We start from the raw sequence: 20,383 nt of genomic DNA on the forward strand, positions 1-20,383 counted from the left end.
AAGCCGCGCATGACCGACCGCGAACGCTTTGTGCTCCTCAGGGACGACCGTGAGGACCGGACGGTGGTTTTCGCCGATCCGCTCGCCGTCGTCACCGTGCGCGAGCGCGCCGGCTTCGAGCACGCCTTCGCGGCCCTGCAGGCGGCGCACGCGGAGGGCTACTGGATCGCCGGCTTCATGAGCTACGAGGCCGGCCATCTCTTCGAGGAGAAGCTCGCGCCCTTCGCGGTGGACAACCGCCCGACGCCGCTGATGAGCTTCGGCATTTTCGAGAAGCCGGCGGACGGCCACCCGCTGGCAAAACCCCGCCAGCGCACCGAGAACGAACCGTTCCTGACCGAGCCGAAAGCGGACTGGGATTTCGAGACCTACCGCGACCGCTTCGACCGCCTGCACCGGCATCTGAGGCAGGGCGACTGTTACCAGGCGAACCTCACCATGCCGATCCGCGCCCGCTGGACCGGGGATCCGCTCGCCGCCTTCTGGTCGCTGATCGAGCGCCAGCCGGTGCGCTACGGCGCTTTCGTCTCGCTCGACGGGCCGCTCCTCCTCTCCCGTTCGCCGGAACTCTTCTTCGATGTCGACAGGGACGGCTGGATCGAGACGCATCCGATGAAGGGCACCGCGCCGCGCGGCGGCACTGCGGCGGAGGATGCAAGGATCATCGCCGCCATGCAGGCCGATCCGAAGTCGCAGGCGGAAAACCGCATGATCGTCGACCTCTTGCGCAACGACATCTCGCGCATCACCGAGGTGGGCACGCTTCATGTGCCGAAGCTCTTCGCCGTCGAGACCTATCCGACCGTGCACCAGATGGTGAGCCATGTGCGGGCGAAACTCACGCCCGGCCTCTCGATCCGCGACATCTTCGCCGCCCTCTTCCCCTGCGGCTCGATCACCGGCGCGCCGAAGATGAGCGCCATGAAGATCCTGCACGACCTGGAGGACGGCCCGCGTGATGCCTATTGCGGCGCGATCGGCCTGATAGCCCCGGATGGAACGATGCGTTTCAACGTGGCGATCCGCACGATCTCGATCTTCGACGGCGGCGAGGCGGTCTTCAATGTCGGCGGCGGCATCGTCTTCGATTCGACCGCCGAGGCGGAATATGACGAATGCCTGCTGAAGGCGCGCTTCGCGGTGGGAGATCAATGGATATCTCGCTGATCGAGACCCTGCGCTGGGAGCCCGCCGCCGGCTTCGTGCGGCTGGAACGGCATCTGGCGCGGCTCGCGCGCTCGGCGGCGGCGCTTGGATTGGCGGGAAGCGAGGGGGCGGAGCAGGCGTTGTTCGCTGCGCTACCCCCCTCTGCCCTGCCAAGGGGGGAGATCGGCAGGGGGGCTGATCCTTGCTCCGATGCAGCGCTGGCGGTGGGCGAAACGCCGCTCCATCCAATCTCCCCCCTTGCGGGGGAGATGCCCGGCAGGGCAGAGGGGGGTAGCCCGCAAGGCACCCCTCTCCGCATTCGCCTCGAACTTTTCCCGGACGGCCGGATCGACATACAGATGGCCCCCTTCACCCCTCTCGCGCCGGATGCGAGGTGGCGCCTGAAGATCGCCGGCACACGCCTCTCCTCTGCTGACCCGATGCTCCGCCACAAGACATCCCGCCGCTCGGTCTACACCACGGCACGCGCCGAGGTTCCCGCAACGGAAGCGGAGGAGGTGATCCTCCTCAACGAGCGCGGCGAACTTTGCGAAGGCACCATCACCTCGCTTTTCCTCGACGACGGCACCGGCATCCTCAAGACGCCGCCGCTCGCCTCGGGCCTGCTCGCGGGCGTGCTGCGGGAAGAATTGCTCGGGACGGGCAAGGCGGTCGAAGAAATCCTCAGGCCGAAAGACCTTGCCGAAGGCACGGCCTTCGTCGGCAACTCCCTGCGCGGGCTGATCCGGGGCGAACTGACATGAAGCAGCCGGTCTATACGCCCTATGACGGCTCCGCCCGCCTCTTCACCATCGGCCTCGGCCCGCTCGATCCCGCTCGCTGGATCGAGCCGGACGGCGACCTGGAGTGCTACCTTCTCGAAAAGGATCGGCTGATCGCTGACTGTCCCGACATCGTCTTCGTGGAAGAGGCCGGGACGCGCGAAGCGCAGCGGGAAGTTCTCGAACTCCTCGCAGGACACATCACGGCCCAGCATCCGTCCTTCTATCGCCGTGAAGGATCAACGATCGTCGCCGGCACGCGCACCGTCCACCTCGACACCGCCGGCGCCCCGCTCGTCACCGCCGGCGGGCTGGTGCAGGACGACCTCGTGCTGATGCGCCGCGACGACAGCGGCTGGCGGCTCGTCGCCGGATACGTCGCGTTCCCCTCCTCCTGGTCGCTGCCGGAAAAGTTCGGCCGGCGGATGGAGGATATCCACGCGCCCGTGCCGGATTTCGGCGAGGGCACGCGCAATGCCCTCCTGATCAACCGCATGTTCGACAATCTCAAGGTCGAGCAACCGGTCTTCCGCTTCAACTGGTCGATCAACCCGGATGCCGACCTGCACTACCCCGCGTCCAAGGCACATGGCGCCCTGCCCGAGGGGCACGCGCTGTCACTGGAGACCACCTTCACCCGCGTCGAGCGCCAGACCCTGCGCAAGCTGCCGGTCTCCGGCGACATCCTCTTCACCATCCGCATCTACACCGATCCGCTCGCGGCGCTGCGCACGCTGCCCGAGGCGCGGAGGATCGCGACCGTCTTCGCCGACCAGCTCGAAGCGCTGAACCTGCCGCAGGCGACCTACAAGGGGCTTGCCACGAAAAGGGCGGCGCTGGTGGCGGAATTGCGGGCGGTTGCGGCCGGTTAAGAATATCACGACGGAAAACCGCAGCCACCCTTTATTGTGACAGAAAACTGTGCTCTAGCGCTGCCATATTATGCTATGGGGCCCGTCGAGACCCTGATTTTACAGCAAAAGCGGCCGTCCGCAGGAGAACCAAATGGCAGACAGCACCTATCCGGTTTATGGCGAGATCACCGGCCCGATCGTGATGATCGGTTTCGGCTCCATCGGGCGCGGCACGCTGCCGCTGATCGAGCGCCACTTCAAGTATGACCGGAACCGGCTGATCGTCATCGAGCCGCGCGAAGACGCCGCCGACACGGAAATCTACGCCCGCCACGGCGTGCGTCACATCAAGGCGCACGTCACCAAGGAGAACTACAAGGAGCTCCTGAAGCCGCTGCTCACGGAAGGCGACGGCCAGGGCTTCTGCGTCAATCTCTCCGTCGATACCGGCTCGCTCGACCTCATCAAGCTCTGCCGCAAGCTCGACGTGCTCTATATCGACACCGTCGTCGAGCCCTGGCTCGGCTTCTACTTCGACAAGGGCATGAAGAACGCCGACCGCACCAACTATGCGCTGCGCGAAACCATCCGCAAGGAGAAGGAAAAGCACCCCGGCGGCACGACGGCCGTTTCCACCTGCGGCGCCAATCCCGGCATGGTCTCCTGGTTCGTCAAGCAGGCGCTGCTGAACCTTGCCAGGGACCTCGGCATCAAGTTCGAGGAACCCGCGCAGGACGACCGCGAAGGCTGGGCCAAGCTGATGAAGAAGGTCGGCGTCAAGGGCGTGCACATCGCCGAACGCGATACCCAGCGCACCAGGAACCCGAAGCCGTTCAACACCTTCTGGAACACCTGGTCGGTCGAGGGCTTCATCTCGGAAGGCCTGCAGCCGGCCGAACTCGGCTGGGGCACCCACGAGAACTGGATGCCGAAGAACGCCAAGAAGCACAAGAAGGGCTGCAAGGCCGCGATCTACCTGGAGCAGCCCGGCGCCAACACGCGCGTGCGCTCCTGGTGCCCGACGCCCGGCCCGCAATACGGCTTCCTCGTCACCCACAACGAGTCGATCTCGATCGCCGACTTCTTCACGGTGCGCGACAAGGACGGCCACGTCACCTACCGCCCGACCTGCCACTATGCCTATCACCCGGCCAACGACGCCGTGCTCTCGCTGCACGAGATGTTCGGCAATGGCGGCCACCAGCAGCCGGTGCTGCACGTTCTCGACGAGAACGAACTGGTCGACGGCGTCGACGAACTCGGCGTGCTGCTCTACGGCCACGACAAGAACGCGTACTGGTACGGCTCGCGCCTTTCGCTGGACGAAACCCGCCGCCTCGCGCCCTACCAGAACGCCACCGGCCTGCAGGTGACCTCGGCCGTGCTCGCCGGCATGGTCTGGGCGCTGGAAAACCCGAAGGCCGGCATCGTGGAAGCCGACGAGGTCGACTACAAGCGGTGCCTGGAAGTGCAGACGCCCTATCTCGGCCCGGTGGAAGGCCACTATACCGACTGGACCCCGCTCGACGGCCGCCCGGGCCTCTTCCCGGAAGACCTCGACACGAAGGATCCGTGGCAGTTCAAGAACATCCTGGTCCGCTGAACCGGCCTTTGAACTGAAATGCACGACGCCCGCGGCCAGGCCGCGGGCGTCTCGATTTGATGACGACCCTCGCCCCGCCCGCCGTCGTCATCCCCGGCTCAAGGCCGGGCATGACGCAGGAGAGGTTTGGCGGACTTGCCAGTGGGTCTGAAACGCTTTCAATGGGATAATGCCCCTTGCCCCGGCGGCGCGTCTTGCTTTCGACGCCTCTTCGCGGCATGGTTCGCCGAATTGGACGGGTGGTTCGCGCCGCCGTGACCCTGGGAGACCCATATGAAGCCGATCACAGTCCTCAGCCTGCTGACCGCCGCCGTCGCGCTTGCCTCGTGCCAGTCCGAGCGCGCGCCGCGCGATTTGCCGGTGGCGCAGCGCCCCGTGCCGCAGGGTGTCGAGGGCGCCTGGGTGGACCCGAACGGCATCGTCTCCACCTTCCAGGGCGGCACGTTCACGACGCGCACGACCGACACGAACCAGCTCCTTGCCTCGGGCACCTATATCAACACCTCGCCGACGCTGGTCGAGATCAACATGACCTCGCTGGTGCGCAACACCCAGTCCAAGGTCAATTGCGCGCTGGTCAGCCAGCGCCAGCTCAACTGCACGACCGCCGAAGGGGCGCAGTTCTCGCTCGCCCGCCGCGCCTGAGCGCAAGCGCTGCCGACGGAAAGGGCCGCAAGGCCCTTTTTTCGTTTCAGCGCATAAACATGCATGGCCTTCGGCCCTTCGTCTTTTCGCTTGAACTCGCCCGCGACCGGTGAAAACATCCGCCGGCCGGCTGTCATGTCTCGCGCCTCCCCGCGAAGCGGACAGCCCTCCCGCGCCGTCGCGGGCAAACAAGGAGAAGAGGACCATGACGTTTTTCCGATCCGGCCTCCTGGCCGCCTCCATCATCGCGCTCTCCAGCGGCTCGGCGCTTGCCGATTACGAGCTGAACATCCTGCATATCAATGACCTGCATTCGCGCATCGAGGCGATCAACAAGTTCGATTCGACCTGCTCGGCCGAAGAGGAAGGCAAGGGCGAGTGCTTCGGCGGCGTGGCACGCCTGAAGACCGCGATCGACACCCAGCGCCAGGCGCTGGCCGGCAAGAACGTGCTGCTGCTCAATGCCGGCGACAATTTCCAGGGCTCGCTCTTCTACACCACCTACAAGGGCGCCGTGGAGGCCGAGTTCCTCAACCTCATGAAGTTCGACGCCATGACCGTCGGCAACCATGAATTCGACGACAGCGAGGATGGCCTCGCCACCTTCCTCGACAAGGTCGCGTTCCCGGTCGTCACCGCGAACGTCGTCGCCAGCGCAAGCTCGAAGATCGGCGACCGCATAAAACCCTTCATCGTGCTCGACCAGGGTGGCCAGAAGATCGGCATCGTCGGGGCGGTGGCGAACGACACGGCTGAACTCTCCTCGCCCGGCCCGAATGTCCTGATCGGCGATGACGTCGCCGACATCACGGCGGCCATCGGCGAGCTGAAGAAAGAGGGCGTCAACAAGATCATCGCGCTGACCCATGTCGGTTACCCGCGCGACCTTGCGGCCATCGCCAAGATCCCCGACGTGGACGTGGTGGTCGGCGGCCATACGAACACGTTCCTCTCCAACACCTCGGACAAGGCGGAAGGCCCCTATCCGACGCTGGTCGACAATCCCGGCGGCTACAAGGTGCCCGTCGTGCAGGCTGCGGCCTATTCCAAGTATCTCGGCAATCTCAAGGTCGTGTTCGACGATGCGGGCGTCGTGAAGGAATCCTCCGGCGAGCCGGTGCTGATCGATTCCTCCATCAAGCCCGACGAGGCCGTGCTCGCCCGCATCAAGGAGCTCGGCGGCCCGATCGAGGAGCTGAAGAACAAGATCGTCGCCGAGAGCGCCGCACCGATCGACGGCTCGCGCGAGGTTTGCCGCGCCGCCGAATGCGCCATGGGCAACCTGGTGGCCGACGCGATCCTCGACCGCACGAAGAGCCAGGGCATGACGATCGCCATCACCAATGGTGGGGGCCTGCGCGCCTCCATCGACGGCGGCCCGGTCTCCATGGGCGAGGTGCTGTCGGTGCTGCCCTTCCAGAACACGGTCGCGACCTTCCAGCTCAAGGGTTCGGATCTCGTCGCCGCCCTCGAAAACGGCCTCGGCCAGATCGAGGAAGGCGCCGGCCGCTTCCCGCAGGTCTCCGGCATGAAATATTCCTTCGACAAGTCGAAGCCGGCCGGCAGCCGCGTCGTCTCGGTCGAAGTGAAGGAGGGTGACGCCTTCGTGCCGCTCGACCCGGCCAAGACCTACGGCATCGCCTCGAACAACTACATGCGCGCCGGCGGTGACGGTTACTCGGTCTTCGCCACGGCCGGCATGAACGCCTACGACTTCGGCCCGAACCTTGAGCTGGTCGTCGCCGACTATCTTGCCGCGCACCGCCCCTACCAGCCCTATACGGATGGCCGCATCACGGAAGTTGCCGATGCCACGGTCGTCGAGACCCCGGCAACCACCGAGACCGGGACTGGGACCGGCACGAGCGAGACGGCGCCCGCGACGGATACGGCCGCCAAGTCGGCGGAAGACACGGCAACCTCCGGCGAGGCCGCGACTGGCACCGCCGCCACGACCACGACGACCGAAACCGCGACGGTCACGGCCGGCGGCACGCATGTCATCGTCCGCGGGGATACGCTTTGGGATATCGCCAAGGCCGCCTATGGCGACGGCACGCTGTGGCGCAAGATCGCGGAAGCCAACGGCAATCCGCGGCCGCGGGCCCTGCATGTCGGCACGGAGCTGTCCATCCCGACCAAATAAGGACAATTTGTCTCCACTATTTCTGCCGGTCCGGGCTTTTCCGGGCCGGCATTTCTTTTTAGAACGATTCTGAGCCAACCGGCGTCCGCCGCACGGAGCAATTGTCGCGAACGTGCATCGCGGCCTTGCGTCCGAACCTGCAAGAAGACAAAGCCGCAAAGTAATGAACGACACCCCGCACGCTGAGGACCGCACCATGCAGGACATCGCCGCCAAGCCCGCCGACCACGCGCCCGTCAAGAACGGCAAGGTCGGTGTGCTGCTGGTCAATCTCGGCACCCCCGACGGCACCGACTACACCTCGATGCGCCGCTATCTCAAGGAATTCCTGACCGACAAGCGCGTCATCGAATGGCCGCGGATCGCCTGGTACCCGATCCTTTTCGGCATCGTGCTCAACACCCGCCCCGGCAAGGTCGGCAAGGCCTATGACACGATCTGGAACAAGGAGAAGAACGAGAGCTTCCTGCGCACCTATACGCGCAGCCAGGCCGAGCTGATGGCGCAGTCCTTCTCCGATCATCCGGACGTCGTCATCGACTGGGCGATGCGCTACGGCCAGCCCTCCATCGCCTCGCGCATGGAATACCTGCAGAAGGCCGGCTGCGAACGCGTCCTCGTCTTCCCGCTCTATCCGCAATATGCAGCGGCGACCACGGCGACCGTCAACGACAAGGCCTTCGAGGCGCTCCTGAAGATGCGCTGGCAGCCGGCCCTGCGCACCGTGCCACCCTATCACGACGACCCGGTCTATATCGACGCGCTCGCCGTCTCGATCGAAAAGCACCTGGCGACGCTCGACTGGGAGCCGGAGCGGGTGCTCACCTCCTTCCACGGCATTCCCAAAAGCTATTTCGACAAGGGCGACCCCTATTATTGCCAGTGCCAGAAAACGGCGCGGCTCTTGCGCGAACGGCTCGGCTGGTCGAAGGAAAAGCTCGTCGTCACCTTCCAGTCCCGCTTCGGGCCGGAGGAATGGCTCCAGCCCTACACGGACAAGACCGTGGAAAAGCTGGCACAGGAGGGCATCAAGCGCATCGCCGTCGTCAATCCCGGCTTCGTCTCCGACTGCCTGGAGACGCTGGAGGAGATCGCCGAGCAGGCGGCCGAGAGCTTCCTGCACAATGGCGGCGAGAAATTCGCGCACATCCCCTGTCTCAACGATTCGCCCGAGGGCATGGCGGTGCTCGAAAAGGTCGTGCGCCGGGAGCTTTCCGGCTGGGTCTGATCCCGGATAAATCTTGCCTTCGTCCAAATAGACTGGCGTCGCGGGCCGTATTCCTTAAAGTGGCGCCGCGCCGCATTGTCTGATGGAGAGAAGAACTATGGATCTGGCCGGACTGGATATCGTCGTCATCGCCCTCGTTGTGCTGGTCATCCTGATCCTCTTTGCCGGGATCAAGACGATCCCGCAGGGGTATCAGTACACGGTGGAACGCTTCGGCCGCTACACGCGCACGCTGGACCCCGGCCTCAACCTCATCATCCCCTTCATCGACCGCATCGGCGCGAAGATGAACGTGATGGAGCAGGTGCTCGACATCCCGACCCAGGAGGTCATCACCCGCGACAATGCCAGCGTCGCCTCCGATGCCGTCGCCTTCTACCAGGTGCTGAACCCCGCCCAGGCCGCCTATCAGGTCGCCAATCTCGAACACGCCATCATCAACCTCACCATGACCAACATCCGCTCGGTCATGGGCTCGATGGACCTCGACGAACTACTCTCCAACCGCGACAAGATCAACGATCAGCTGCTGCGTGTCGTCGACGAGGCGGCCAATCCCTGGGGCGTGAAGATCACACGCGTCGAGATCAAGGACATCGCGCCGCCGAAGGACCTCGTCGATTCCATGGCGCGGCAGATGAAGGCCGAGCGCGAAAAGCGTGCGCAGGTGCTGGAAGCGGAGGGGTCACGCAACGCACAGATCCTGCGCGCGGAAGGCGCCAAGCAGTCCGCCATCCTCGAGGCCGAGGGCCAGCGCGAAGCCGCCTTCCGCGACGCCGAGGCACGCGAACGCCTTGCCGAGGCCGAAGCCAAGGCGACGAAGATGGTCTCGGAGGCCATCGCGGCGGGTGACGTGCAGGCGATCAACTACTTCGTCGCGCAGAAATATACCGAGGCCATGGCCGCGATCGGCAAGGCGCCGAACTCGAAGATCGTGCTGATGCCGATGGAGGCTTCGTCGCTCATCGGTTCGCTCGGCGGCATCGGCGCGATCGCCAGGGAGGTCTTCGGCAATGGCGGCGGCGCGCAGCTGGCGAGCACGCCCCGCACGCGTCAGTCGACGCCTGCCACGACGACCACCACCACGACCGCCTCGACGCCGGCCTTCCGCAACCCGTTCGAAACCCCGCCGCAGGGAAGCTGAGCATGATCCAGCGCATCGTCACGGAACTCGGCCCCTGGGCCTGGTGGGTGCTCGGCATCGTGCTCCTCATCCTCGAAGTGCTGATGCCCGGCGTCTTCCTCGTCTGGATCGGCATCGCGGCGATCGTCACCGGCGCCCTCTCGCTGCTGCTGTGGGAATCGGCATTCTGGACCTGGCATGTGCAATGGCTGCTCTTCGCGGTGCTTTCCCTGGTCGCCGTGGTGATCGGCCGCCGCATCGTCAGCGCGCGTGGCCCGGCCTCCGACCAGCCGCATCTCAACCAGCGCGGCCAGAGCCTCGTCGGCCGTACCGCGACGCTGGAGCAGCCAATCAGCGAGGGCCGCGGCCGCATCCGCCTCGATGATACGATGTGGAGCGTGCAGGGACCGGACCTGCCGGTCGGCGCGCGTGTGCGCGTCACGGCCAGCAACGGCCGCGATCTGATCGTCGAGGCCGTCTAAAGCAGTTCCAGCAAAAGTGCGAAGCGGTTTTGCATCCGGAATTGCGTTAAAATAAAAAGTGAGAGCGTTTTCGCGATTCGCGGAAAAGCGGAAATGCTATGCATCAAAACCCCGCATCTCGAAGAAATGCGGGGTTTTGCTATGAGCCGTGGAATGCGCGGATCAGGCCACGCCGATGCGCAGCAGATCGTGGAAATGCACGACGCCGACGGGGCGGAAGGTCTCGTCGGTGACGATCAGCGCGGAAATGTTGTACTGATTGAGCAGGCCGAGCGCGGCGGTCGCCAGCGTCGTCGGCTTCACCGTCTTGGGCGCCCGCGTCATGATTTCGTCGACGGTGAGTTCGGCAAGGTTGCGCGACAGGTTGCGCGCGATGTCGCCGTCCGTGACGATGCCGACGAGAATTCCTTCGTCATTGACGACGCCGACACAGCCATAGCGCTTCTGCGACAAGAGCAGGACGGCATCCGGCATCGACGTGCCGAGCGCGACGAGCGGCATGTTCTCGCCGCTGTGCATGATATCGCCGACATGCGAAAGGCTGGCACCCAGCTTGCCGCCGGGATGGAAGGTCTTGAAGTCGGTGGCGGTGAAACCGCGCGCTTCCAGCAGCGCAACCGCGAGCGCATCGCCGAGGGCAAGCTGCATCAGCGTGGAGGTGGTGGGCGCAAGGCCATGCGGGCAGGCTTCCTGCTCCTTCGGCAGCAGCAGCACGGTATCCGCCTCGCGGGCAAGGGCCGAGCGCTCGCCGGAGGTGATGGCGATCAGCGGAATGGAGAAGCGGCGGGAATAGTTGATGATGCCCTGCAGTTCGGCGCTTTCGCCGCTCCAGGACATGGCAAGGATCACGTCGTCGCGGCCGATCATGCCGAGATCGCCGTGATTGGCCTCCACGGGGTGCACGAAGAAGGACGGGGTGCCGGTGGAGGCGAAGGTCGCAGCGATCTTCGCACCGATATGTCCCGACTTGCCGATGCCGGTCACGATGACGCGGCCGCTGATATCGCCGATAAGGCGGACAGCCTCGCAAAACGCGTCGAAGAGCCGTCCCTCGAGCGCCGCGGAGAGGGCGGTAAGGCCGGCCATTTCCGTTTCAACGGTGCGGATCGCCGAGGTGATGGCGCCGGCACTGTCAACTTTTGCCTGTCTTTTGATCATGCGCCTCGTTAGCGCTTTTGCATTCCTCTGTCCATGCACGAAAGAACGCAGATTGTTACGGCGAGTGACTTTGCGGCCGGCAACCAAGCGTTAACCACAACGGTTTACGTTCGCTTAGGAAATCGAAAGGTTCGCGGGCCGCAGTCATGGCAGAAGAAAAGGCAAGGGATCGCGGGGCAAGGCTGCCCCGCCTGTCATGGCATCTGGCCAATCTTCTGCTTGCCGGCACGGTGCTTGCCGCCGCACCCGCCTTCGCCCAGCAGCGGACGACGAACGAGACGCCGACATTCCAGGAGCCGCTCGACCCTCTCGTCCGCAACACCGGGTACGCTGCCGACGCGACGCTGCCCGGAACCGAAACGACGGCGTCGACCGGGCCCGCCCTCACCGGCGACCAGGCCGAGGCGCTCTCCGAGGCCGTGGACGGCAACGCGGCCATCCGCCGTACCGAACGCGAAGGCGAGCGGCTGAACCTGCGCGAAGGCAGCACCGAAGCGGCAAGAAGCGATTTCGGCGACCCCTACCAGCCGACCGGCATCCGCGTCGGCACATTCGTGCTCAGGCCCTCGATCACCCAGAGCCTCGGGTACGAACGCACGAAATCCGGCGGCACAACGAGCCGCACCTATTCCCAGACCGGCTTTCGCGGCGTGCTGACATCCGACTGGTCGCGCCACCAGCTGACCATCGACGCCGAGGGCATCTACCAGCGCAATATCAGCGGCACGGGAGAGACGGAGCCGCAGGCACGCATCAACAGCGACCTGCGCCTCGACCTCAGCGACGACACGATCGCCAATCTCACCGCCGGCTACAGTTTCGAGCGCGAGGATTCCAGCGATCCCAACGCCGTCGACGGCGCGAGCGCCCAGTCGGGCGTGCACGGCTTTACCGCCGGCGCGCGCGTCCAGCGCGATTTCGGCGCGATCCGCGGCACGATCGGCGCCGAAATCGAGCGCGAGGCCTACGGCTCGGCAAAGCTCGCCAACGGCACGAAACTGCGCCTTTCCGACCGCAACTTCACGGAAGGCACCCTGACGGGGCGCATCGGCTTCGAGCTGTCGCCGGCGCTGATCCCCTATCTCGAGGCCTCCATCGCCCGTTCGATCTATGACGAGAAGCGCGATTCGCTCGGTTACGAGCGCTCGAGCTCGACGCTGGGCGGCCGCGCCGGCGTGGAGATCGATCTTGGCGAAAAGCTGCGCGGCGATCTCGGCATGGGCTACAAGCGGGCCGCCTTCGACGACAGCCGCCTGAAATCGATCGCGGCCCTGACGCTCGACGGTTCGGTCACCTGGTCACCGCAGCGCGGCACGGAGCTCCGGCTCGGCCTCGGCACGCAGATCGAACCGTCGACCACCGCCGGGCAAAGCGGCTACGTCGACTACGCGACCACCGCCGAACTGACGCATGAGCTGCGCGAAAACCTCGTCGCCCGGCTGAGCGGCGCCTATACTTGGCGGGATTTCCCCTCTTCCAGCGGCGCCGACCAGAATGTCTACCGTGTCGGCACGGGCCTTACCTGGGACCTCAACCGCTGGCTCGCCCTGACCGGCGACGTCTCCTACGAGCTGACCCGCCCGTCGCGCGGCACCGACACCGGCATCACGCGCGCCGGCATCGGTCTCGTCCTGCGCCGCTGAACCTTATTTCAGCTTGGCGACGAGTTCCTTCAGCGGCCCTTCGACGGTCGGGCGGATATCCGCCCGGGCCAGCGCGAAGGCGATGTTGGCGAGGATGAAGCCGTCCTTGGCGCCGCAGTCGTAGGTCTCGCCGCGGAAGTGGTAGGCGGCGAATTTCTGGCTGCCCGCAAGTTTTACCATGGCGTCGGTGAGCTGGATCTCGTTGCCGGCGCCGCGCTCCTGCGTGGAGAGGATCGGGAAGATTTCCGGCTGGAGGATATAGCGGCCGTTGATGAAGAAGTTGGACGGCGCGGTGCCCGGCGCCGGCTTCTCGACCATTTTGGTGATGGCAAACCCCTCGCCGATCGTCTCGCCGACGCCGACGATACCGTATTTGTGCGCCTGGTCGGGCGCGCATTCTTCGACGGCGACGATGTTGGCGCCGCTGTGCTCGAAAAGCTCCACCATGCCCTTCATGCAGCCCTTTTCCGCCTTCATGATCATGTCTGGCAGAAGCAGCGCGAAGGGTTCGTTGCCGACCAGCTCGCGGGCGCACCAGACGGCATGGCCGAGGCCGAGCGGCTCCTGCTGGCGGGTGAAGCTCGTCGAGCCGGCGACCGGCAGGATGCTTTCGAGCAGCGTCAGCTCCGCGGTCTTGTTGCGCTGGCGCAGCGTCTGCTCCAGCTCGACCTGAATGTCGAAATAGTCCTCGATGACCGCCTTGGACCGGCCCGTCACGAAGATCAGGTGCTCGATGCCGGCGTCCAGCGCCTCGTCCACCACATACTGGATGACGGGCTTGTCCACGACGGTCAGCATTTCCTTCGGCACGGCCTTTGTGGCCGGGAGGAAGCGGGTGCCGAGACCGGCCACTGGGAAGACTGCTTTGCGAACCTTGCGTGCCTGCGACATATTCACCTCGTTGCGCCCGTCGCCCTCATGGCCGGGCCGTATGTGTGCCGGAATAGAAGCCAATTGCTATTTTTTTTGCAAAGGAAGACTTTTTTGCGAAGGAAGACGGGGCAAAAGTTTGATGGTAAAGAATTTGTTGACTTCGTTTTTATAAGTTTTGCGTTCAGCCGGTGGTTCCACGCCATCGTACCGAAATTTGAGAAACGGACACGACAGCTGATGACACAGAATCTGAAAACCGTTCTGCGCCGATCCGCGCTCACTCTCCTCCTGTCGGCCGGGCTGTTCGCCCAGGCCACCGCTGCCCGCGCGGATGCCCGCTTCCAGCAGTGGATCGCCGATTTCTACGCGACGGCATCCGAAGCCGGCATCAGCAAATCGACCTACCAGAAGGCGTTTTCCGGCGTCAAGACACCCGATCCGGATGTCCTTGAAAAGGCCGCCTACCAGCCGGAATTCAAGCACAAGATCTGGGACTATCTCGATTCGCGCGTCAATCCTTACACGGTGCGCGTCGGCCGGGAGATGGCCGCGAAACATGCCCGCACGCTTGCAGCCGTCGAGCGGCATTTCGGCGTCGACCGCAACATCCTGCTCGCCATCTGGTCGATGGAATCGAACTATGGCGCGGTGCTGGAGAAGGACGACCGGCTGCACTATGTGCCGCGGGCGCTGGCAACGCTCGCCTATGCCGACAAGAAGCGCGCGAAATATGCACGCACGCAGCTGATCGCGGCGCTGAAGATCATCCAGCGCGGCGACATCGCGGCCGGCAAGATGACCGGATCCTGGGCCGGCGCCATGGGCCACACCCAGTTCATCCCGACGAGCTACATGATCTACGCCGTCGACGCGGACGGCAACGGCCATCGCGACATCTGGACCTCGGTGCCGGACGCGCTGGCGACCGCGGCGAACCTGCTTGCCAAGAACGGCTGGCAGTCGGGCAAGACCTGGGGCTACGAGATCGTCGTGCCGAAGGGCGGCAGCAAGTATTCGGGCCAGACGAAGACGCTTGCCCAGTGGGCGAAGCTCGGCTTCACGCGCCCGAACGGCAGCGGGTTCAAGAACGGTGCCGACCGCGCCGAGCTGAAGCTGCCGGCCAATGGCGGCCCCGGCTTCCTGATGACCAAGAACTTCTTCGTCATCAAGCGCTACAACGCATCGGACTCCTACGCCATGGGCGTCGGCATGCTGGCCGACCAGCTCGCCGGCTACAGCGGCGTCAAGCAGCGCTGGCCGCGCCCGGACGGTGCGCTCGACATCACGGAAAAGTTCGAGCTGCAGACCCGTCTCAAGGAGCTCGGCTATTACGAGGGCGAGGTCGACGGCAATTTCGGCTCCGGTTCCAAGGCCGCCATCCAGGCCTTCCAGAACCGCATGGGCCTTGCCGCCGACGGCGAGCCGAGCCAGCAGCTGCTGCGCGCGCTGCGCCGCTAAACCGCCTGGCAAGGACGAACAGGGGCGCTGCGGCGCCCCTTTTGCTGCCGGGCTTTCCCTTAGGCCCCGCATTTGCCATCATGCCGCCACCGGGATCCGGCAGGGTTGCGGACAAGACGGGAGCCCTCGCGATGAGCACGACGACGACCATGCGGATTGTGCGCCTCGGCCTTGCCCTTGTGACGGGGGTGAGCGTCGTGGTGACCGCCCTCCCCGCCGGCGCGCAGCAGCGCAAGGAGCGCAAGACCATCCTGGAGCTGCTCTTCGGCAAGCCGAAGCAAGAGGAGGTCGCACCCGAGCCGCAGATCAAGAAGCCGCGCACCGTCACGCGCAAGAAGAAGCAGGCGACCACGGTGGCCACCAAGCCGGAGCCGGCGGCGATCGAGAAACTGCCGGACGCCAAGGTCGTGCTCGTCGTCGGCGACTTCATCGCCGGCAGCCTCGGCGAGGGCCTCGTCGCCGCCTTCGAGGCAACGCCCGGCATCGTCGTCGAGCGCCGCACCAACGGCTCCTCCGGCATCGTGCGCGAGGATTATTACAACTGGCCGGCCTCCCTGCCCGGCCTGATCGCGGAAACCAAGCCCGCCCTCGTCGTCCTCAGCATCGGCGCCAACGACCGCCAGCAGATGTCGGTGGCCGGGGAGAAGGAAAAGTTCCGCTCCGAGGCCTGGACCAGGGAATACGAGGCGCGCGTCGAACGCCTGGCGATGCTCGCCCGCGACGGCGGCAAGCCGATGATGTGGATCGGCATGCCCGCCTTCCAGTCGTCGGCCATGACGGCCGACATGACGACGCTCAACAATATCTATCGTGCCGGCGTCGAGAAGGCCGGCGGCGAATTCGTCGATATCTGGGACGGGTTCGTCGACGAGAACGGCAAGTTCGTCATCTCCGGCTCGGACATCAACGGCCAGCAGGTGCGCCTGCGCGGCTCCGACGGCATCAACTTCACCAAGGCCGGAAAGCGCAAGCTCGCCTTCTATGTGGAAAAGGAAATCCGCCGCGTGCTGGGCGATGCCGCCGCCGACGGCCCCGGCCTGCAGGGCGACCTCAAGGACCTCGTCGTGACCGCGCCGGCGGAAGACACGGAAATCACCAAGACACAGCCGATCAGCCTCGCCGATCCGGCACTCGACGGCGGCACCGCGCTGCTCGGCGGCGCCGCCATCAAGGGCAACGGCAAGAGCCTGCGCGAGAAGCTGGTGGAAAAGGGCGAGATCGCCGACGCCCCCCTTGGCCGCGTCGACGACTTCCGATTGAACAAAATCGCGACCCCCTGACCGGTCTTCGCCACGATCCATTGGATCGGCGCGTTCGGCAAACCGCTCAGGCCACGATCCGCGGCAGCATGATGCGGGCGCAAAGGCCGGGCTGGCGGTTTTCCAGCATGAAGCTGCCATTCGCCTCCTCGACGAAACTCTCGGCAATGGCCAGACCCAATCCCGCGCCTTCGCTCGTCGTATCGAGCCGGCCGCCCCGTTTCAGCACGAACTCGATCTCCCCTTCCGGAATGCCCGGCCCGTCGTCAACGACCTCGATGATCGCCGCCGCACCTTCCGCCCGGGCGAAGATGCCGACGGTGGTCCGGGCGTAACGCGCGGCGTTTTCCGCAAGGCTGCCGAGGATTTCGGCGAGATCCTCCGCATCGATGCGCAGGATGAGGCCCGCTTCGATTTCCTGCTGCCAGTCGAGATCGCGGCCAGCCGGCGTCCGCGAGACGACGCTGACGACCTGCGCGGCGACACGGCCGAGATCGCTGCGCGCCGTGTGGCCGCGCTCGGCCTGGCGGGCGCGGGCCATCTCGTGGTCGACATGGCGGCGCATGCGCAGGATGATCGCCTCGATATCGCGGGCAACCGCCTCCTCACCCCGCTCGCGCAGGCGCAGCACGTCGCCGGAGAGGATCTGCAGCGGCGTCTTGAAGCCATGGGCGAGGTCCGCCGCCCGCTCACGCGCCTTGCGCAGCTGGTTTTCGCGCGATTGCAGCAGGGCATCGACCTCGCCGGTGAGCGGCAGGACCTCGTCCGGAAAATCGTTGCCGAGCCGTTCGGCCTTGCCGGCGCGGATGGCTGAAAGGCGTTCCGTCAACGTTGCCAGCGGGCGCAGGCCGACGAAGATCTGCACGAAGCTCGCCGCCAGCAGCAGCACGGCGAGCGCCTGCAGGTAGGGCAGAAGGTCTCCTTCGAATTGATCCGTCGCGCGCGAAATATCGGTGCGGTCGATGGCGACGGCGACGCGCAGCGGCCGCGCCCCAGCCCGCTCGCTGGTCACCACCTCGCGCTCGACGAGAAGCAGCGACGCATCTCCCGGCCCGGTGATGGTCGCGGTATGGACGCCGCCGGCCGGAATGTCCGGCAGGGTCAGCACATCGTCCCAAAGCGAGCGGGAGCGCAGGCGGCTGCCGTCGCCCTCGATCTGCCAGTAGAGGCCGGAGAGCGGCCGCTCGAAGCGCGGATCGACCGGCGGCTTGACGAGATGAAGCGACGCACCCGGCTGCTCGGCAAGGCCGGCGATCACCTGGTTGAGATGCAGCATCAGCTCGGCGGCGATGCGCCGCTCCACATGCCGCTCGAACAGCGTCGACAGAACGAAGAACGCCGCCACGAGGGCGGCGATGATGGAGGCGGCGCCGGCAAGCGCCAGGCGAAGGCGCAGCGAACGGCGCGTCACGGTGCGGTCTCGCCCATATAGTAGCCGAAGCCGCGTCGCGTACCGATGGCGACTGCGCCGAGTTTCTTGCGCAGCCGCGCGACGAGCGCCTCCAGCGCATTGGCATCCCGCGAGAAATCGTCGCCGTAGAGGTGCTCCTGCAGCTCGGTCGGGGGCACGATACGGTCGCGGTGATGGCCGAGATAGCTGACGAGCCGGTATTCGAGCGGCGTCAGCGACTGCGGCACGCCGTTGACGCTGACGCGCATGGCCCGCGTATCGATGGTGACGGCACCGATGGCGATCGTTGCGGCGCCATGGCCGACGGACCGGCGGATGAGCGCGCGGGCGCGGGCAAGCAGCTCCTCGAACTGGAAGGGCTTCGGCAGGTAGTCGTCGGCGCCGGCGTCGATGCCCTCGACGCGCTCGGCCCAGCTGCCGCGGGCCGTCAGCACCAGCACCGGCATGTGCCGGCCGTTGGCGCGCCAGCGCTTCAAGAGCGCCATGCCGTCCATGCTCGGCAGACCGAGATCGAGGATGATGAGATCGTAATCCTCGGTATCGCCGAGGAACCAGGCATCCTTGCCGTCCGAGGCGGTCTCGACGGTATAGCCGGCCCCCGTCAGCACGGCGGAAACATCGGCCGCGATGCGGGCGTCGTCCTCGACGAGAAGCAGGCGCATCAGTCGTCGTCGTCCTCTACGATCGCCATCGTCTTGGCATCGAGCTGCAGCTCGATGATCTGGCCGGACGGCTGGATGAATTCCAGCTCATATATATAGCGCCCGTTCTCGCGCTCAAGCTCCACTTCGATCAGGTCGCCCTCGACATGCTTGCGGGCTTCCACGATGATCTGTTCGAGCGGGCGCACGAGGCCCTGTTCGAGGGCGCGGCGGGCTTCCTCGTGCTCCACCGCGTCGTCGTCGTCATCCGCCTGCGCGCCCATCGGCGGCATCACGGAAAGAGCGACGAACAGGGCGAGCGCCAGCGGAAAAGGGGTCAATATCTTCGTGATCATGGGCCTACCTATACGCGTATCAAGCTGACAAATCGCTGACAGCGCCTGTCAGGCAAGCAACAGGCAGCCTATGCGAAACCTCCCCCCACAACGACAGGAAAGGATTTCGCCATGCGCCTCATCACGACCGGCCTTCTCGCCGCCGGCCTCCTCGCCCTCACCGTACCGGCCCTCGCCGAAACCGCCGCGGCGCCCGTGCGCAAGACGCTGGAGCAGGTCGCCACCGAGCTTTCGGCCAAGGGCTACGTCATCCGCGAGATCGAGATGGACGACGGCCACTTCGAGGCGAAGATCGTCGACACGAAGAACGTGGTCAGCGAAGCCAAGATCGACGGCTATACCGGCGAGATCCTGCGCCTCGAGCGCGAAGACTGATCCGCGCTGACCTTTCGCCTCTGAAGACCCAATCGAACAAGGACATTTCTCATGGTTAAGATCATCGGCACCTCTTCCGCCAACACGCTCAAGGGCCAGTCGACGGCCGACGACATCTACGGCAAGGGCGGCAACGACAAGCTCTTCGGCTACGGCGGCAATGACGACCTGGAGGGCGGCGCCGGCAACGACTGGCTGCACGGCGGCACCGGCAATGACGAGCTGAGCGGCGGCTCCGGCCGCGACACCTTCGTCTTCTCCAGCGGCCGCGACGAGATCGACGACTTCTCCACGAGCGCCGACAAGATCGTCATCGACAGCGCGCTCGGCGTGAAGAGCTTTGCGGAACTCAAGGCACTCGCCAGGACCGTAGACGGCGGTGAGGACGTGCGCTTCGATTTCGGCAACGGCAATACGCTGACGCTGGAAGACACCAAGCTGTCGAGCCTCAAGGCAAGCCACTTCTCCTTCAAGTCCGTCGATACCGACGAGCCGAAGGATCCCCTTTCCGGCGATGACGTGCTGAACGGCGACAGCAAGGCCAACACGATCTCCGGCGGCGACGGCAATGACCGGATTTCCGGCCATGGCGGCAACGACAAGCTTTCGGGCGATGCCGGCAACGACAGGATCTGGGGCGGCTCCGGCCATGACGACCTGGAGGGCGGCGCCGGCAACGACCGGCTCTTCGGCGGCTCGGGCAATGACGACCTCGAAGGCGGTGCCGGCAACGATCGCCTGGATGGCGGTTCGGGCAACAACGAGCTGGAAGGCGGCGCCGGCCGCGACACCTTCGTCTTCAAGACCGGCAGGACCGAGATCGAAGACTTCCAGACCAATTTCGACAAGATCGAAATCTCCAAGAGCCTCGGTGTTTCGAGCTTCGCCGACCTCAAGGACATCGCCCGCACGGCCGACGGCGGCAAGGACGTGGTGTTCGACTTCGGCCAGAGCGAACTGCGCCTCGACGACATCAAGCTCGCCGACCTCTCGGCGTCGGACTTCCTCTTCGTCTGAGGCGGGTATCGCCCCTCATCCCGCTGCCGCGACCTTCTCCCCGCAGGCGGGGAGAAGGGAGATGGGGCAACGCTTTGCCCGGATCAGGGTAGAACAGCGCAACAGGGTCCCTTCTCCCCGCTTGCGGGGAGAAGGTGCCGGCAGGCGGATGAGGGGCATTCAAAACGACAAAGGGCGCGCCGG

19 protein-coding genes are annotated in these 20,383 nt (G+C 65.4%); 14 read left to right on the forward strand and 5 right to left on the reverse strand.

The window, feature by feature from the left end:
• Window positions 1-9: 9 nt before the first annotated feature.
• The 9 genes from WMC41_RS16740 (at window position 10) to WMC41_RS16780 (ending at window position 10,009) form a co-directional block, all read left to right on the forward strand.
• Window positions 10-1,167 carry an aminodeoxychorismate synthase component I gene (locus tag WMC41_RS16740; protein ID WP_432344932.1) on the forward strand — a complete coding sequence of 386 codons (1,158 nt, stop codon included), beginning with the start codon at window positions 10-12 and terminating at the stop codon, window positions 1,165-1,167.
• Window positions 1,152-1,910 (forward strand): aminotransferase class IV family protein, encoded by a 759-nt coding sequence (locus WMC41_RS16745; RefSeq protein WP_432344934.1) that lies wholly within the window; start codon window positions 1,152-1,154, stop codon window positions 1,908-1,910. The genes WMC41_RS16740 and WMC41_RS16745 overlap by 16 nt, the downstream gene beginning before the upstream one ends.
• On the forward strand, window positions 1,907-2,800 hold the full coding sequence (locus WMC41_RS16750) for a heme-dependent oxidative N-demethylase family protein (protein WP_432344936.1): 894 nt from the start codon (window positions 1,907-1,909) through the stop codon (window positions 2,798-2,800). The genes WMC41_RS16745 and WMC41_RS16750 overlap by 4 nt, the downstream gene beginning before the upstream one ends.
• Before the next feature lie 133 nt (window positions 2,801-2,933).
• Window positions 2,934-4,385 carry a homospermidine synthase gene (locus WMC41_RS16755; RefSeq protein ID WP_244768293.1) on the forward strand — a complete coding sequence of 484 codons (1,452 nt, stop codon included), beginning with the start codon at window positions 2,934-2,936 and terminating at the stop codon, window positions 4,383-4,385.
• 273 nt (window positions 4,386-4,658) lie between these two features.
• Window positions 4,659-5,030: an outer membrane lipoprotein Omp10 gene (gene omp10 / locus WMC41_RS16760; protein WP_272806477.1), complete on the forward strand. Its 372-nt coding sequence runs from the start codon at window positions 4,659-4,661 to the stop codon at window positions 5,028-5,030.
• 205 nt (window positions 5,031-5,235) lie between these two features.
• Complete coding sequence (locus tag WMC41_RS16765) at window positions 5,236-7,176, forward strand: 5'-nucleotidase C-terminal domain-containing protein (RefSeq protein ID WP_432344939.1); 1,941 nt, start codon at window positions 5,236-5,238, stop codon at window positions 7,174-7,176.
• Between the two features lie 196 nt (window positions 7,177-7,372).
• On the forward strand, window positions 7,373-8,404 hold the full coding sequence (gene hemH / locus WMC41_RS16770; RefSeq protein ID WP_432344941.1) for a ferrochelatase: 1,032 nt from the start codon (window positions 7,373-7,375) through the stop codon (window positions 8,402-8,404).
• A gap of 103 nt (window positions 8,405-8,507) precedes the next feature.
• Window positions 8,508-9,548 carry an SPFH domain-containing protein gene (locus tag WMC41_RS16775; protein ID WP_432348367.1) on the forward strand — a complete coding sequence of 347 codons (1,041 nt, stop codon included), beginning with the start codon at window positions 8,508-8,510 and terminating at the stop codon, window positions 9,546-9,548.
• Between the two features lie 2 nt (window positions 9,549-9,550).
• A complete protein-coding gene (locus WMC41_RS16780) occupies window positions 9,551-10,009 on the forward strand; it encodes an NfeD family protein (RefSeq protein WP_244768289.1) in 459 nt (152 codons plus the stop codon).
• Between the two features lie 162 nt (window positions 10,010-10,171).
• Here WMC41_RS16780 and WMC41_RS16785 read toward each other — a convergent pair whose 3' ends face one another.
• On the reverse strand, window positions 10,172-11,167 hold the full coding sequence (locus tag WMC41_RS16785; protein ID WP_432344944.1) for a KpsF/GutQ family sugar-phosphate isomerase: 996 nt from the start codon (window positions 11,165-11,167) through the stop codon (window positions 10,172-10,174).
• Between the two features lie 146 nt (window positions 11,168-11,313).
• Between WMC41_RS16785 and WMC41_RS16790 the strand changes: the two genes are divergently transcribed.
• On the forward strand, window positions 11,314-12,810 hold the full coding sequence (locus WMC41_RS16790; protein WP_432344947.1) for an outer membrane beta-barrel protein: 1,497 nt from the start codon (window positions 11,314-11,316) through the stop codon (window positions 12,808-12,810).
• A 3-nt stretch (window positions 12,811-12,813) separates the two neighbouring features.
• Here the strand turns inward: WMC41_RS16790 and galU are convergent, their stop codons facing one another.
• Window positions 12,814-13,701, reverse strand: coding sequence for a UTP--glucose-1-phosphate uridylyltransferase GalU (galU, locus tag WMC41_RS16795; protein WP_244768286.1), 888 nt, complete (start codon window positions 13,699-13,701; stop codon window positions 12,814-12,816).
• Between the two features lie 219 nt (window positions 13,702-13,920).
• On the opposite strand from galU, the gene WMC41_RS16800 reads away from it, so the two are divergent.
• Together WMC41_RS16800 and WMC41_RS16805 are read left to right on the forward strand one after the other, a co-directional pair.
• Complete coding sequence (locus WMC41_RS16800) at window positions 13,921-15,141, forward strand: lytic murein transglycosylase (RefSeq protein WP_244768285.1); 1,221 nt, start codon at window positions 13,921-13,923, stop codon at window positions 15,139-15,141.
• A 131-nt stretch (window positions 15,142-15,272) separates the two neighbouring features.
• The gene (locus WMC41_RS16805; RefSeq protein ID WP_432344950.1) at window positions 15,273-16,421 is read left to right on the forward strand and encodes an SGNH/GDSL hydrolase family protein; all 1,149 of its coding nucleotides are present in this window, start codon (window positions 15,273-15,275) and stop codon (window positions 16,419-16,421) included.
• Between the two features lie 46 nt (window positions 16,422-16,467).
• Here WMC41_RS16805 and WMC41_RS16810 read toward each other — a convergent pair whose 3' ends face one another.
• The 3 genes from WMC41_RS16810 to WMC41_RS16820 are packed head-to-tail and all read right to left on the reverse strand — an operon-like array spanning window position 16,468 to window position 18,808.
• A complete protein-coding gene (locus WMC41_RS16810) occupies window positions 16,468-17,811 on the reverse strand; it encodes a sensor histidine kinase (protein WP_432344953.1) in 1,344 nt (447 codons plus the stop codon).
• Window positions 17,808-18,473, reverse strand: coding sequence for a response regulator transcription factor (locus tag WMC41_RS16815; RefSeq protein WP_244768282.1), 666 nt, complete (start codon window positions 18,471-18,473; stop codon window positions 17,808-17,810). The genes WMC41_RS16810 and WMC41_RS16815 overlap by 4 nt, the downstream gene beginning before the upstream one ends.
• A complete protein-coding gene (locus WMC41_RS16820) occupies window positions 18,473-18,808 on the reverse strand; it encodes a PepSY domain-containing protein (RefSeq protein ID WP_244768281.1) in 336 nt (111 codons plus the stop codon). The genes WMC41_RS16815 and WMC41_RS16820 overlap by 1 nt, the downstream gene beginning before the upstream one ends.
• A 111-nt stretch (window positions 18,809-18,919) precedes the next feature.
• On the opposite strand from WMC41_RS16820, the gene WMC41_RS16825 reads away from it, so the two are divergent.
• Window positions 18,920-19,183 carry a PepSY domain-containing protein gene (locus WMC41_RS16825; RefSeq protein WP_244768280.1) on the forward strand — a complete coding sequence of 88 codons (264 nt, stop codon included), beginning with the start codon at window positions 18,920-18,922 and terminating at the stop codon, window positions 19,181-19,183.
• 51 nt (window positions 19,184-19,234) lie between these two features.
• The gene (locus tag WMC41_RS16830) at window positions 19,235-20,200 is read left to right on the forward strand and encodes a calcium-binding protein (RefSeq protein ID WP_272806485.1); all 966 of its coding nucleotides are present in this window, start codon (window positions 19,235-19,237) and stop codon (window positions 20,198-20,200) included.
• The last annotated feature ends 183 nt before the right edge of the window (window positions 20,201-20,383 follow it).

The organism is Shinella yambaruensis, from assembly GCF_050859155.1.
Lineage (GTDB): Bacteria > Pseudomonadota > Alphaproteobacteria > Rhizobiales > Rhizobiaceae > Shinella > Shinella yambaruensis.

What these genes read in the sequence shown, in the direction of transcription:
- WMC41_RS16740 (WP_432344932.1), top strand. Translation starts at nt 10, where the DNA reads ATGACCGACCGCGAACGCTTTGTGCTCCTCAGGGACGACCGTGAGGAC.
- WMC41_RS16745 (WP_432344934.1), top strand. Translation starts at nt 1,152, where the DNA reads ATGGATATCTCGCTGATCGAGACCCTGCGCTGGGAGCCCGCCGCCGGC.
- WMC41_RS16750 (WP_432344936.1), top strand. Translation starts at nt 1,907, where the DNA reads ATGAAGCAGCCGGTCTATACGCCCTATGACGGCTCCGCCCGCCTCTTC.
- WMC41_RS16755 (WP_244768293.1), top strand. Translation starts at nt 2,934, where the DNA reads ATGGCAGACAGCACCTATCCGGTTTATGGCGAGATCACCGGCCCGATC.
- omp10 (WP_272806477.1), top strand. Translation starts at nt 4,659, where the DNA reads ATGAAGCCGATCACAGTCCTCAGCCTGCTGACCGCCGCCGTCGCGCTT.
- WMC41_RS16765 (WP_432344939.1), top strand. Translation starts at nt 5,236, where the DNA reads ATGACGTTTTTCCGATCCGGCCTCCTGGCCGCCTCCATCATCGCGCTC.
- hemH (WP_432344941.1), top strand. Translation starts at nt 7,373, where the DNA reads ATGCAGGACATCGCCGCCAAGCCCGCCGACCACGCGCCCGTCAAGAAC.
- WMC41_RS16780 (WP_244768289.1), top strand. Translation starts at nt 9,551, where the DNA reads ATGATCCAGCGCATCGTCACGGAACTCGGCCCCTGGGCCTGGTGGGTG.
- WMC41_RS16785 (WP_432344944.1), bottom strand. Translation starts at nt 11,167, where the DNA reads ATGATCAAAAGACAGGCAAAAGTTGACAGTGCCGGCGCCATCACCTCG.
- WMC41_RS16790 (WP_432344947.1), top strand. Translation starts at nt 11,314, where the DNA reads ATGGCAGAAGAAAAGGCAAGGGATCGCGGGGCAAGGCTGCCCCGCCTG.
- galU (WP_244768286.1), bottom strand. Translation starts at nt 13,701, where the DNA reads ATGTCGCAGGCACGCAAGGTTCGCAAAGCAGTCTTCCCAGTGGCCGGT.
- WMC41_RS16800 (WP_244768285.1), top strand. Translation starts at nt 13,921, where the DNA reads ATGACACAGAATCTGAAAACCGTTCTGCGCCGATCCGCGCTCACTCTC.
- WMC41_RS16805 (WP_432344950.1), top strand. Translation starts at nt 15,273, where the DNA reads ATGAGCACGACGACGACCATGCGGATTGTGCGCCTCGGCCTTGCCCTT.
- WMC41_RS16815 (WP_244768282.1), bottom strand. Translation starts at nt 18,473, where the DNA reads ATGCGCCTGCTTCTCGTCGAGGACGACGCCCGCATCGCGGCCGATGTT.
- WMC41_RS16820 (WP_244768281.1), bottom strand. Translation starts at nt 18,808, where the DNA reads ATGATCACGAAGATATTGACCCCTTTTCCGCTGGCGCTCGCCCTGTTC.
- WMC41_RS16825 (WP_244768280.1), top strand. Translation starts at nt 18,920, where the DNA reads ATGCGCCTCATCACGACCGGCCTTCTCGCCGCCGGCCTCCTCGCCCTC.
- WMC41_RS16830 (WP_272806485.1), top strand. Translation starts at nt 19,235, where the DNA reads ATGGTTAAGATCATCGGCACCTCTTCCGCCAACACGCTCAAGGGCCAG.